We start from the raw sequence: 13981 nt of genomic DNA, 5'->3' as shown, positions 1-13981 counted from the left end.
ACGATGACGTCGGGTGTGGCGGGAATTTCTCCGGCACATCCATCGACCGACCAGTGCGGATTCTCTGACGTCCGCCGAGCCACTAGGTCCTGGAATGAGTGCCGACTCCGATAGAAGTTCCGATTTCGCCCCGGGTTTCGATGCCGTGGCCGGTTATGGCGGGCCTCCCATGCGCACCGAATTCAGCGCCGTGGCAGCCTTCTCCGCGGCATGGGAAGACACTGCTTTTCAATCCGCGCGCCGCCCACCCGAGATCGCCGAGTATCTGCCCGACGCGCAGACGCTGCGGACCGAGGCGCTGATCGAGCTGATCCGGGTCGACCTGCGACATCGCTGGCTGCGCCGGACCGTGCTCGGCGCGACCGAGCAGGCGCGGCCTGGACCGGAGACGCGCAAACGGCTCGCCGAATACTGCGCCGAATTCCCCGAACTCGAATCCGGAAGTATCCCGGCCGGTCTGGTGTACGAAGAGTTCGTCATCCGCAGGCACAGCGGCGAACGGGTGGATCCACGCGAATGCCTGCGCGAATATCCGCACCAGGCGAGTGAACTGCGTGCCATGCTGAACGCGGATGATCTCGATCAGAGCACCCGGCGGGCGGCGCTGGAGGATTTCACACTGACCGCGCTCGCGCGCACCAGAGCCGCCTTCGTCGATAGCGAATTGAACCGGACCGCCGAGTCCACTCGTAGTTCAGAAGTGACCCGAGCGACCACTGATCTGACGGGAACGGCGACCGCCGTGCCCACCACGATCGGCACCGGGCCGGACCGCTTCGACGCGCTCGACCGCATCGAAATCGGCCAGCGAATCGATGATTTCGACCTGCTGACCGGCTTGGGCAGCGGCGCGTTCGCCCGCGTCTTCCTGGCCAGGCAGCGCTCATTGCAGCGGCTGGTCGCGGTGAAGATCTCCGCCGACCACGGCACCGAGCCGCAGACCCTGGCCCAGCTCGACCACGACTACATCGTGCGCGTCTTCGACCAGCGGCTGCTCGACGCGGACGCCGGTCGCTCGCGCCGGTTGCGATTGCTCTACATGCAGTTCCTGCCCGGCGGCACGCTGCTCAGCGTGCTGCGCTGGGTGCGCGCCACCCCGCCCGCCGAACGCAGCGGTCGGCTGCTGCTCGACGCGGTCGACGCGGCCATGGAGGAGAAGGGCGAGATCCGGCCGACGGATTCGAGCGTGCGCGCCGAGATCGCCACGCTCAGTTGGCCGGAGACGGTCGCGTGGCTCGGCCGCAGACTGGCCGAGGCGCTCGACTACGCCTCGGCACACGGCGTGCTGCACCGCGATGTGAAACCGGCGAATGTGCTGCTCACCGCCGAGGCGGTGCCCAAGCTCGCCGACTTCAACATCAGCTTCAGCCGCAATGTCGATGGCACGAGTCCGGTCGCCTATTTCGGCGGCTCGCTGGCGTACATGTCGCCGGAGCAGCTGGAGGCCTGTCATCCCGGCTTCGGGCGCAGCGCGGCGGATCTGGACACCCGCGCGGACATCTACTCACTCGGGGTGGTGCTGTGGGAATTGCTCACCGGCGCCAAACCCTTCGACGACAGCACCGCGGGCGCGGGCGAGCACAGTGACGACACGACACTGGAGGCGATGCTGGAGCGCCGCAGCGCGGGGGTGGACGCGGCCGCGCTGGAGCGGGTGCCGCCCGATTGCCCGGCGGCGCTGCGGCGAGTGCTGCTGAGCTGTCTTTCGCCGGAGCGGACGATGCGCTGGGCGAACGGGTCGGTGCTGGCCAGGCAGTTGGAGCTGTGCCTGGACGCGCGGGCGAGGGAACTGGTCGATCCGGCGCCGCACAGCTGGCGCCTGCGGCTGCGGCCGTGGCTGGTGCTGGTCACGCTGCTGTCGGTCGGGCTGCCGAATGTCCTTGCCTCGCTGTACAACATCCAGCACAACCAGCACCTGATCATCAGCAGGCTGACCGAGGAGGCCCAGCACAGCTTCGTGATCGTCACGGGCGTGGTGAACGCGGTGTTCTTCCCTGTCGGCATCGCGCTGGTGGTGTACATGTCCCGGTCGCTGTTGACGGTGCCGCGCGGGCTCCGCAAGGGAAAACGCTACGACCTGGACACGTTGTGTCATGCCAGACGCGATGCTCTGCTGCTCGGCGATCGCGCGGTGGCCGTGGCGTTTTCGCTGTGGGTGCTGTCCGGCTTCACCTTCCCGCTCACGCTGCAATTGGTGACCGGCGACCTGCCCGCACGGGCGATCGTGCACTTCCTCGCGTCGTTGGTGGTGTGCGGCGCCATCGCGGTGGCGTATCCGTTCTTCCTGCTGACGTTCTACATGGTGCGCTGCATCTATCCGCTGTTCCTCCGGCACGGTGACATCAGTCCGGAGGATGCGATCTGGTTGCGCGGGTTGGACCGTCGCTGCAACGGATACCTGGCGGTCGCGGCATCGGTGCCGTTGCTCGCCGTGGCCGGGGTGACTTTTCTGCCGCCGTCCGATATTCCGATGGTGATCTTCGCGGTCCGGGTGTTGTGTGTGGGCGGCATCATCGCGTTCGTGGTCTCCTATCTGCTGTTCCGCGCGCTGGAGGCCGACCTGCGCGCGCTGGAGCGGGTCGTCGCGCCGGCCTCGGCGGGCGCGAATACCGTTGCGGCAGCAGCCGAACCCCAGGAGAGCGAACCTAGCGTGACGGAGACGCGCAGGTGAGGTCCGTGCGCGCCGACGTCGTCGCCCGGTTCGCCGCCGATTGGCAACGCAACCTGCGCAGTGACCAGTTCACGCCGCCGCGCATCGCGGACTACGTGCCCGACGGCACCCAGGTGCGCCTGGCCGTGCTGACCGATCTGCTGCGCATCGACCTGCGCGAGCGCTGGGCCAGGGCCGCCGACCTCGGCAAGCGGGTTGCCGAGTACCGCAAGGAGTTTCCGGAGGTCGAGCACAGCCCGGAGCTGGCGGACCTGATCTGCGCGGAGTTCCTGGCCCGGCGGCGCCATGCCCCACTGGCGGTCGCCGAATTCCTCACCGAGTACCCGGAGTTCGCCGACGAGATCCGAGAACGGCTCGACGCCTTCGATATCGATGACAGCACCGATGACTTCGGCACGGCCGAGTCGAGCGAAGCCGTTGCCGCACTGGCCGAACTGGCTCCCGGCCGGCGAATCGACGACTTCGACCTGATCACCGATCTCGGCAGCGGCGTACTCGGCCGGGTCTTTCTCGCCAGTCAGCGCTCCATGCAACGGCTTGTCGCGGTGCGGCTTTCGGCGGGCCGCGCCGGTGCGCCCCACACCATGGCGCAACTCGATCACGCTCATATCGTTCGAGTCTTCGACCAGCGGCTGTTGAGTACCGACACCGCCGAGGACGTGTTCGGTGCCGCCGCACCCCGACTCGTCTACATGCAGTACCTGCCTGGTGGTACCGCGGTCGGCGTGCTCGATCAGCGGCGGCGCGGGGCGGAGTCCGATGGTGGCGCGCTGCTGCTGCGCGCGGTCGACGCGTCGATGGAGACGAAAGGCGAGATCCGGCCGTCGGATTCGAGTGTGCGGGCCGAGATCGCGACGCTCAGCTGGCCGGAGACGGTGGCCTGGGTCGGCAGGCGGCTGGCCGACGCGCTGGATTACGCGGAGCACCACGGCGTGCTGCATCACGGCATCAAACCCGCGAACGTACTGTTCACCGCCGAGGGTATTCCGAAGCTCGCCGATTTCGCGCTGAGTGAGTCGGGTGCGCGCCGGGCCGTGGTAAATCCCGATGAGCTCACCGATGATTCGTTGCCGTACCGGTCACCGGAGCAGCTTGCCCGATTCCTCGATCCGGCCGCGCCCGCACCTGGAACGCGCAGCGACCTCTACTCACTCGGCGTATTGCTGTGGGAAATGCTCACGGGCGCAAGCCCGTTCGATGAGACCGCGCCGACAAACGAAGCACCTGCCGCGGTCTACGCGCGCATGCTCGCCATACGTCGTGCGGGTATCTCCGCAACCGCGCTGTCCCGGCTGCCCGCAGATACCCCGGCGGCGCTGCGCCGGGTGCTGCTCGATTGCCTGCACGCCGACCCGAAACGGCGCTGGCGCAACGGCGCCGAGTTGGCCGGTCAACTCGAGCTGTGCCTCGACGCACGCGCTCGCGACCTGGTCGATCCGCCGCCGACCAGCCTGGCCTATCGAGCCCGTGGCTGGCTGATCCCGGTCGCGGCGCTGTGCATCGGCGTGCCGAACGCGCTGGCGAGCTGGTACAACATCCAGCTGAACCAGTCGCTGATCATCGATCGGATGTCGGCGGCCGATCAGCACAAGTTCGCCACCGTCGGCTTGGTCAACAACCTGATCGCCTTCCCGGTCGCGGCGCTGCTGCTGATCTTTCTGACGCGCCGACCGCTGACCATCGGATTCCGGCTGGCCCGCGGCCGCGAGTATTCCGCGCGCACGCTGGCCAAGGCGCGCCGCGACACGTTGTCGATGGGTGATTGGGCGGTGTTGGTGCCGTTCGGTTTCTGGCTCGTGGCAGGCGTCATCTGGCCGTTGGGCCTGGCGTTCACCGGTGTCGATCTGCCGCCGGGGACCTTCCTGCATTTCTTTGCGGCACAGGTCGTTTGCGCCGCCATCGCGCTGGCCTATCCGTTCTTCCCGATCATGGTGTACGCGGTGCGCTCGGTGTATCCACAGTTGTTGGTGCGCGGCGGAATCGGGCCGGGCGATGAGCGCCAGCTGCGAAATCTGGCTCGGCGGGGCAACTTCTACCTCGGTGTCGCCGCGTCGGTTCCGCTGCTCGGCGTGGCGGGGGCGACCTTTGTCGACCCAGCGGATCTGGAGTTGGTGATCGTTCCGGTGCGCGTGCTCAGTGTGGGTGGCATTCTGGCTTTCGTGGTTACCTACCGGTTGTTTCGCTGGCTAGAGGCGGACCTGCTCGCGCTCGCGCGGGCCATCCCGCAGCGGACGCGATGATCTCGCCCCGGCCGTTCCAACGGCTGGTCAGCCTGTCGCATGTGCACGATCCGGCCACCACCCCCTTGTTTCCCGGGGACCCGGAGTTCCACACCGACATCGTCGCGACGGTCGCCAACGACGGCTACTACCTGCGCTACATCCAGCAGGGTGAGCACACCGGAACCCATTGGGGCGCACCGATTCATTTCCACTCCGACGGCCTCGCCGCCGATGAACTCGACCTGGATGATCTGCTGCTGCCCGCGGTAAAAGTCGATGTGCGTGAGCAGTGTGCCGGTGACCGTGACTACGCGGTCACCGTGGCCGATCTGAAACAGTGGGAGGGACGGCACGGTCGCATCCCGGATGGCGCCGCGGTGATCGCCTGGACCGGGTGGGACGCCAAGTGGGGCACACCGGAATTCATCGGTACCGGCGAATCCGCGGGCCATCAGCCGGGTTTCGCGGTCGAGACCGTCGAGTGGTTGCTGCGCACCGGACGGCTCGGCCGCCGTGGCGCGCTCGGCATCGACACCTTCGGCCCCGATCTGGGCACGGACGACACCTACGCGGTATCGAAACTGCTCTACCGGGACCACCGGATCAGCCTGGAATGCCTGGCCAACCTCGTCACTGTCCCCGCGACGGGTGCCTGGATCCTGGTCGGCGGGCCGTTGTACAGCGGCGGCTCCGGCTCCCCCGCAACGATTTTCGGCATTCTGCCCGATCGTTGACGAACGGGTGGCGAGCCGCGAGGGTCAGGAGTAGACCTTGGGGTCGAGGGTGCCGATGTAGGGCAGGTCGCGGTACCGCTCGGCGTAGTCGAGGCCGTAGCCGACGACGAATTCGTTGGGGATGTCGAAGCCGACGTGCGCGACGTCGACGTGGGTGCGCAGCGCGTCCGGCTTGCGGAGCAAGGTGACCACCTCGAGCGAGGCCGGATTGCGCGTGGATAGGTTGCGCTTCAGCCAGGACAGTGTGAGGCCCGAGTCGATGATGTCCTCGACGATCAGCACATTGCGCCCGGCAATGTCCTTGTCCAGGTCCTTCATGATGCGGACCACGCCGGACGACGAGGTGGACGACCCGTACGACGAGACGGCCATGAACTCCATCTGGGTCGGGATCGGCAACGCCTTGGCCAGGTCGGTCATGAAGAAGATCGCGCCTTTGAGCACACCAACCAGCAGCAGGTCGCCCTCGGGAGCATCAGCGGGATAGCGCTTGGCGATGAGCTCGGCCAGCTCTTTGGTCTTGGTGGCGATCTCTTCCTCGGTGATCAGCACCGACGCGATGTCGTCCCCGTACACGTCAGCTGTTCCCTTCTGGTTTTCGCTCCCGGACGGCCGACCCATTATGTGTCATCAGCCGCTGCGCAGACGCAGTGTCAGCCTGCCATGTTCGCGCGCCGCGACCAACCTGCTACCCGACCGTCCGCCGCCGACCGCGACCCCGCCCTGCCCACGCCACGCGGTGATCAACTCGTCCACCGCGTGTAAATGCTTGCCGGTCAGCGCTTTCGCACCGCCCGCGAGCAGCCAGGCCCGGATCGCCCGTCTGCGCAGTGCGGCGGGCGCAGTGGCGAGCGTCTCGATCGAGAGTGTCTCGCCATCACTCGCGGTGTGCAGCAGCTCACCCGCGAGGGCGTCGAGCACCGCGCCGTCGGCACGCAACTGCTCGGCCGTACGCGCGAGCGCGGCGGCCACGCCACCCCCGAGCACGTCCTCCAGCAGCGGCAGCACTTCGGTACGCAGTCGCACCCGAGTGAACTCGGGCGCAGCGTTGTGCGGATCCTCGTGCGGGGTGAGGTCCAGATCTGTACAAAGCTGTCGGGTAACCACCCGCCGTACCCCGAGCAGCGGCCGACCCCACGGCTCGGCCCATGGCGCCATCCCCTGAATAGAGCGCCCGCCGGATCCGCGCGCCAGCCCGAGCAGCACCGTTTCCGCCTGATCGTCAAGGGTGTGCCCGAGCAACACCGGAAGCCCGGCCCGCGCCTCATCCAGCGCCGCGTACCGAGCGCGTCGCGCCGCCGCCTCCATTCCCCCCTCGCCCGCCACATCGACCGCAACCACCCGAGCCGACCGGCACCCGAGCGCCAGTGCGGTCGCCGCGGCATCAGCCGCAACCACATCCGATCCGGCCTGCAATTGATGGTCGACCACGAGCGCATCGACCGCGCCCACCTCGACAACGGCCGCGGCAGTGAGAGCCAGCGAATCCGCCCCGCCCGACAACGCGACCGCAACCCCCGTCGCAGCATCCGACACGTACTCCCCAACCCAGTCCCGAACGGCCCGCCGCACCTCCAGCACCGCCACCGTCTCAGGCAACCGACGCGGCGATACCTTCCCACCATCCGACCCCGCGCGCCTCATATCCGCAGCGTACCGACCCCACCCCCACCAGCATCCGCACCCGCAGATGCCCCCGCTCTCGCCATCCGCGACCGATCTCACAGTCCGTCCACACCCTTCACCGGGTCTGCCACCCCTGTGAGACGTACGAAGGCTCTGTGAGATCAGCCCGAAGCGGCCCAGAAGGTTCGGCAGGCGGGAACGCGCTAGCCGAGGACGCGGGTTACCCAGCGGTCGGGGTGCTCGATTTCGTGTGTGCGAGGGAGGGTTTCGGCTTCGGTCCAGATGGTGTTGAAACGGTCCATGCCTACTCGGCCTACGACGTCGTCGACGAATGCTTTGCCGCGGACGTACTGTGCGACCTTCGCGTCCACGCCGAGCAGGGCGCGCATGATGCGCTGGACCGGGTTGGTCGGGCGCTTGCGGCGCTGGTCGAAGGCGGAGCGGATCTGTTCGACCGAGGGGACGACGGCGGGGCCGACGGCGTCCATGACGTGGTCGGCGTGGCCTTCGAGGAGGGTGCCCAGCATGAGCAGGCGGTCGAGGGCTTCGCGTTGCGGCGGGGCCTGGGTGGCGCGCAGCAGACCGACGACGCCGCGGGCGGCGGGGTCTTCGGAGGCGGTGCCGCGGCGGCGGTCACGTACCTCCTCGATCAGTCGGGAGAGCATCTCGTTGACCGGTTCGTCACCGACCTCGCCGAGCACCTCGACATTGGCACGCATGTAGTCGGCCAGCCATGGCGCCGAAGAGAATTGCACCCGGTGGGTCACCTCGTGCAGGCAGACCCAGAGCCGGAAATCGCTCGGCGAGACGCCGAGTGCGCGCTCCACCGCCATGATGTTCGGCGCGACCAGCAGCAGCGTGCCGTCCGGGCCGGTGAACGGGTCGTACTGACCGAGGATCGCGGTGGACAGGAACGCGAGCATCGCGCCCGCCTGCACGCCGGCGGGCTTGCCTTGTAGTAGTCCGCGCTCGCCGGTGTCGCGTTCGGTGCCGGTCAACTGGGCCATGGAGTCGGCGGCCGCCCCGATCCACCCTGGCCGGTCGACGATCCTGGCGGCGGGCACCGGCTGGTCGTCGAGCAGCCCGCTCACCTCCCGGACCGGGCCCTCGGATCGCACCGAGGCGGTGGCCAATTCGGCGACGACCTGCTCGGCCGAATAGCGCGAGGTGCGCGGGCCGGACGGCACCAGCGCGGCGCCGGTCTTCGCGGCCAGCCGCCAGTCGACAGCACCGGAGAACCCGGAACGGCCCTTGGACCGCTCCACGACACCCTCGGCCGCTGAACCCACCGCGCGGGAATCAGCTGGGTCGGAACTTTCTCGGTGCATTGTCAACCACCCGTCAGGAGCATCCACAGTTGCGCAGCGTGCCTGCGATCGCGTCCAACGCGGGCCTGCTCACCTCCGGCGGTCGATCGTTCGACATCAACGCGAAAGTCAGCACCCGCCCGTCGGCATCGAGCACATACCCAACCAACGCGCTGGACACCGACAGAGTTCCGGTCTTGGCCCGCACCCACCCGGCGGCGGCCCGGTCCCTGAGGACATATCGGCTGCTCAGCGAGCCGGTCGCGCCCGCGACCGGCAGGTCGTCGAGCAGCGGCGCCAATGTGGTGGCGAGCCGGTCGTTTTCCGGCCTTGCCTTGGTGCCGGTCGGTTGCACGGCGGTCGCCCCGTTCGGCTTGGCCGCCGTCGCGACGATCCGATCCAGCAGCCGCGGCGGGATCCGGTCGTCGACCGAGAGCCCGCTGTTGTCGTGCATGCTCACCCCGGCCACGTCGAAACCGGCCTTGGCCAGCGCGGCGTTCACCGCCGCGACCGCGCCGTCGAACGAGGCCGGGCCGCCGGTCGCCACCGAGATCTCGCGGCCGACCGTTTCGGCGAGCACATTGTCGGAATAGACCATCAGGTCACGCAGTCGGTCGCGCAGCGGCGCCGAGCGCACGCTCGCGACTTCGGCGGCGCCGGGTGCGGCGGTCGCGATCCGGACCCGGGCGGGATCGAGGCCCAGCTCGATGGCCAGCCTGCGCCCGGCATCCAGCGCAGGTGTCGTGGTGCGCGGCGAGTATTCGACCAGCGGCTGCAGCCGCCCGCCGTCGATCATGACCGGTTCGATCGGGGCGATCGAACCGTCCCGGATGTCCACCGGGTCCCAGCCCTTGGCGAAGTTGGGGCCGGTGTAGGCGGAGGTGTCCACCAGGATCGTGTCGACCGCGCGACCCGAGTTCTTGATCTGCGTCACCAGATCCGACAGCCGGGGGCCGTTGGGGTAATACCCCTTGCCCTCGGGTTCCGCGGTCAGCGTCGGGTCACCGCCGCCGACGAGCACCAGCTCATTGGGCGCGTTCCCGGCCACCACCTTGGTGCTCACCCGGTGGTCCGCGGGCAGCGTGAGCAGCGCGGCGGCGGTGAGCAGGATCTTCGCGGTGGACGACGGGATCATCGCCTTGTTCGCGTCACCGCTCCACAGCACCGTCGCGCTGTCGGCGTCGGTGACCTGTCCGGCGAAGGCACCGAGATCGGGATTGCCGATCACCGGCGCGAGCGCGGCGGCCACCCCGGCCGGGCTCGGCGCGGGGGCGTTCGAGGGCGCGGGGGCGACCTGCGGGAACGGCCGGACCGGCGCGGGCGGGGCGGCCGTGGTCAGCCCGCCGTGCCGGAATTCGTCGGTCCACGGCTTGACCGTGAACAGCACGCCCGCTCCCGCCGCGAGCAATACGGCGAGCGTGGTGCCGAGTCCGATCCAGAGATTGCGGCGCCGCCGGGCAGCCAAGCCACCGATGTTCTTACCAACCACTGCCCGCAGCTCTCCTCGACTGATTCCCGCAGCAGCCGCCTGCCGCACCCATGTCCCCGCCGACCACACTATCCTCGTTGCGCAACCGTTCCCCCGAACAACCTGGCGAGTCGGCAGTCCTGACTGCTCATGCTCATAGATGCACCGAAGGAGATGGCGTGGAGTTCGACGTCACCATCGAGATCCCCAAGGGTTCTCGGAACAAGTACGAGGTCGATCACGAGACCGGCCGAGTCCGGCTCGACCGGTTCCTCTACACCTCCATGGTCTACCCGGCCGACTACGGCTACATCGAGAACACCCTCGGCGAGGACGGTGACCCGCTCGACGCGCTGGTCCTGCTGCCCGAGTCGGTGTTCCCCGGCTGCCTCATCGAGGTGCGTCCGGTGGCGATGTACAAGATGGTCGACGAGGCGGGCGGCGACGACAAGGTGCTGTGTGTGCCCGCGGGCGACCAGCGCTGGGATCACATCCAGGACCTGAAGGATGTGCCCGAGTTCGAGCTGGCCGCGATCAAGCACTTCTTCGAGCGCTACAAGGATCTCGAGCCCGGCAAGTACGTCAAGGGCTCGGAGTGGGTCGGCCGCGCCGAGGCCGAGGCCGAGGTCGAGGCCTCGCTGCAGCGACTGAAGGACAACGGCGGGCACTGATCCGGCCGCACGGTCAGGAAAAGCGGGAAGTCCGGCGAAACCGGCTTCCCGCTTTTTGCGGCTATGCGCCGCCGGCGGCGCGGTCGCGCCGCTGATTGCGTTCGGCGATCACCTCGTCCAGGTGCTCGGCCAGCAGCGCCAGGATCGGCGCCTCCACCTCGTGATCGAGCCGTTCGTGGGTGAAGTGCGCGTCCTCCATCGGCGCGAAAGCTTCTGCCGCGCAACGGTAGACGCAGTACGCCTGATGGGTGCGGCCGAGCGCCTGCAGGATCAGTCCGTGCATCACCAGCACCCGCGCCCTGGTCAGCGGGCCGATCTGGCGGTTGAGCAGCCGGACGGCCGCGTCGGCGATGGGTTCCGCCTCTGCCAACTGCCCCGCCATCATGTGCACATGCGCCAACCGCGCCAGCGCCCAGCCTTCGCGCAGTTCCACCCCGCTGAGCCGGGCCAGCTGGACCGCCTCACCGCACAGCTCGATCGCTTGCGCATGGTCGCCCTGAAATCCGAGACTCACCCCGAGTTCGTGGGTCGCCATCGCTTCCAGTGCGGCATTGCCGATCTTGGCGGCGAGCGTCTTCGCCTCGGTCGCCCGGTCCTGTGCCGCTTCGAATTGCCCGCCGTCCGAGAGGGTTTTGGACATGTGCACCAGGCTGGCGCATTCCACCGCCGGGTCCTCGACCTGGCGCGCCAGGCGGATCGCGCGTTCGGCGTGCGCGACCGAGGCCGCCGTCTCGGTGCCCATTCTGGTCGAGGAGGAGAGCAACTGCGACGCGAAAGCGACCAGTCGCACGTCACTCGGCGAGGTCGGCGGCAGCGACAGCGCGATGCGCTGATGATCCCGGCCTTGCCGCAGGGTGCCGAGCGAGTAACTGAAGATCGCGCCGAGGGTGACCCGAATCCGGCATTCGGCGCCGCGGTCACCGGCCCGCACCGCCGCGTCGAGCAACTTGCTCAGCGCCCGCGACAACTCCTGGCAATGCGGCCCGCCGTCGATCAATTCCGCTGTGGCCCAGGCGATATCGGCCGCCCGTGCGAGCGCGGGACCACCCACTCGCGCGGTCTGTTCGTACAACGAGATCAAGTTCGGACGTTCCACGTCCAGCCAGTACTGCGCGGCGATGCTGTCCATGAACGACAAACCGTTCGCGGCGGTGGAACCGAGATGTTCCGGCAGCCGCGATCCCGGATTGCACACCGCCATCAGGTTTTTCATGGTGGCCAGGTAGAAGTCGAGCAGGCGGAGCAGCGCACCGGACACCGGCTCGGCGACATCGGACCCGAGGTGTAGCTCGCGTGCGAACAAGCGCGGCAGATCGTGATAGGTGTAGCGCCCGGACGCGCTGGTCTCCATCAGGTTCAGGTCGACGAGGGACTCACACAGTTCCTCGACGAGCATCCGATCCGCGCCGAGGATCGCGGCCGCCGCGTCCAGCGAGATCTCGGCGACCTCCGGCACGGCCAGCATCCGGAAGGCCCTGGCCTGAGCGCAATCGAGCTGGTCGTAGCTGAGCCGGAACGCCGCCTCGACCGCGAGGTCGCCACTGCGCAGCGTGCCGAGCCGCTGCTTCTCGTCGTCCAACCGCTCGGCCAGGCTGCTGATGCTCCAGTTCGGCCGGGCCGCCAGCCGCGCCCCGACGATCCGGACGGCCAGCGGCAGCCCACCGCACGCGGTGAGCACGCTGTCCACCGCGGCGGGCTCGGCGGCGACCCGCCGCAAGCCCGCGATCCCGGCGAGCAGGGTGCGCGCCTCCACCCGGGCGAGCACGTCGAGCCGCACGCCGAGAACGCCTACCACGCAGGGTAATTCGGGCATGGACGAGCGGCTGGTGATCAGCACCGCCGAGCCGGGCGTGCCGGGAATCAGCGGGGCCACCTGGTCGACGTCTCGCGCGTTGTCCAGCACGACGAGCACCCGTTTGCCGTCGAGGAAGCTGCGGAACTGGGCCGAGCGCTCGGCGAGCGTCGGCGCGATCTCGCCCTCCGGAATGCCGAGGGCACGCAGGAAGTCGCCCAGTGTGTCGGCGGCCGGGGTGCCGGACCGGTCGGCCAGGTTGCGGCCGCGGGCCTGCGCGAAGCCGTGCAGATCGACGTGTAACTGTCCGTCCGGGAAGTGTTCCCGGATGCGATGACCGACGTGCACCGCGAGCGCGCTCTTGCCGATGCCGCCCATGCCGCCGATCACACACACCGGCACCGCGAAACCATCTGTGCGGGTGAGCCATTCGCTGATCCGGCGGACCGTCTCAGTACGACCGGTGAAGTCGACGACATCGGCGGGCAACTGCGCGACCCTGGCGACGGCACGACGCGGCGGGCGAACGATAACCGGTTGTTTATCGGTATCCCGTTGTGGCGCGGGCAGATCCGCACGCAGAATGCGCTGGTGCAGTTCGGCCAGCTGCTGTCCGGGTTCGATGCCGAGCCGCTCGATGAGCACCTTGCGGGTGTCGGCGTACACCGCGAGCGCTTCGGCTTGGCGGCCCGCGTGATACAACGCGGTCATCAACAGGCCGCGGATCTGTTCCCGCATCGGGTGCTCGGCGCACAGCGGCGTCAGCTCGGCGATCACCTCCGGGTAGCGGCCGAGGCGCAGGTCGAGTTCGATCCGCTGTTCCAGCAGCGCCACCCGTCGTTCGATCAGCTGGGTGCGCTGGCGATCCGCGTAGGGTCCTGGCAGTCCCGCCAGCGGCGTGCCCGACCATAACCGCAGCGCGGCGTCGAGGCGTTCGCGGACCAGCTCGACCGCGTGCGACGGCTCCGCGCCGATCCGGTCCGGCTGGACCTCGAGCAGCATGTCCTCGACCATCTCCACATCCACCGCGCCGGGCGCGAGCCGCAGCGCGTAGCCGCCGCCGAACCCGACCAGCACGGTGGCGGGCGCGCCGGACGGGCGCTCCGGCTCGAGCGCGCGGCGCAGATGCAGGATGTGGTTGCGCAGCGCGCCGATCGCACTCGGCGTCGGATGCTCGCCCCAGACACCGTCGATGAGTTCCGGCACCGTCGCCGAACGTCCGCTGCGCAACAACAATGCTGCCAGCAAGGCTCGGCGCTGCTTGGAGCCAAGATCGAGCTCCAGCTCATCGCGCCACGCACGCACCTCACCGAGCACAGCGAACTTCAGCATTCGGTCCCCTCTCTGACCGTCGGACCTTCGGCTACGAACGTAGACAATCGTCAGGCCGAGTCGGCACACTCGCCCTTCGACGTCACCGATGAGCCACTGATGATCTGACGTCATCGATACCGGCCGTGGTGCTAGCACCACCATGCCACTCCAGCAGG

General features: G+C 68.6%; 9 protein-coding genes. 4 read left to right on the top strand and 5 right to left on the bottom strand.

Translation table 11 applies throughout. The features are described 5' to 3' along the window. The first annotated feature begins 169 nt into the window (after positions 1-169). From KV110_RS02615 to KV110_RS02605, 3 genes are read left to right on the top strand one after another with little or no spacing between them, the layout of a single operon-like run. Entirely contained in the window at positions 170-2671 is a 2502-nt protein-coding gene (locus KV110_RS02615; protein WP_246634319.1) for a serine/threonine-protein kinase, read from the top strand. Then, entirely contained in the window at positions 2668-4911 is a 2244-nt protein-coding gene (locus tag KV110_RS02610; protein ID WP_218472977.1) for a serine/threonine-protein kinase, read from the top strand. The genes KV110_RS02615 and KV110_RS02610 overlap by 4 nt, the downstream gene beginning before the upstream one ends. After that, positions 4908-5627, top strand: coding sequence for a cyclase family protein (locus tag KV110_RS02605; protein ID WP_218472975.1), 720 nt, complete (start codon positions 4908-4910; stop codon positions 5625-5627). Before KV110_RS02610 ends, KV110_RS02605 begins: the two co-directional genes overlap by 4 nt. Positions 5628-5651: 24 nt before the next feature. Here the strand turns inward: KV110_RS02605 and hpt are convergent, their stop codons facing one another. The 4 genes from hpt to KV110_RS02585 form a co-directional block, all read right to left on the bottom strand. Then, entirely contained in the window at positions 5652-6203 is a 552-nt protein-coding gene (gene hpt / locus KV110_RS02600; protein ID WP_069165896.1) for a hypoxanthine phosphoribosyltransferase, read from the bottom strand. A gap of 54 nt (positions 6204-6257) precedes the next feature. Then, positions 6258-7271 (bottom strand): tRNA lysidine(34) synthetase TilS, encoded by a 1014-nt coding sequence (gene tilS, locus KV110_RS02595; RefSeq protein ID WP_218472973.1) that lies wholly within the window; start codon positions 7269-7271, stop codon positions 6258-6260. A 185-nt stretch (positions 7272-7456) separates the two neighbouring features. Further along, positions 7457-8581, bottom strand: coding sequence for a zinc-dependent metalloprotease (locus KV110_RS02590; protein ID WP_218472971.1), 1125 nt, complete (start codon positions 8579-8581; stop codon positions 7457-7459). Between the two features lie 13 nt (positions 8582-8594). Next, positions 8595-10049, bottom strand: a complete 1455-nt coding sequence (locus KV110_RS02585) for a D-alanyl-D-alanine carboxypeptidase/D-alanyl-D-alanine-endopeptidase (protein ID WP_393537335.1) — start codon at positions 10047-10049, stop codon at positions 8595-8597. Between the two features lie 158 nt (positions 10050-10207). Between KV110_RS02585 and KV110_RS02580 the strand changes: the two genes are divergently transcribed. Then, positions 10208-10699: an inorganic diphosphatase gene (locus KV110_RS02580; protein ID WP_218472969.1), complete on the top strand. Its 492-nt coding sequence runs from the start codon at positions 10208-10210 to the stop codon at positions 10697-10699. A 61-nt stretch (positions 10700-10760) separates the two neighbouring features. On the opposite strand, the gene KV110_RS02575 is transcribed toward KV110_RS02580, so the two are convergent. Further along, the gene (locus KV110_RS02575; RefSeq protein WP_218472959.1) at positions 10761-13823 is read right to left on the bottom strand and encodes an AfsR/SARP family transcriptional regulator; all 3063 of its coding nucleotides are present in this window, start codon (positions 13821-13823) and stop codon (positions 10761-10763) included. Between the last annotated feature and the right edge of the window lie 158 nt (positions 13824-13981).

The organism is Nocardia iowensis (genome assembly GCF_019222765.1).
Taxonomy (GTDB): Bacteria; Actinomycetota; Actinomycetes; order Mycobacteriales; family Mycobacteriaceae; genus Nocardia; species Nocardia iowensis.
This window is presented reverse-complemented; position numbering and strand designations above follow the sequence as displayed.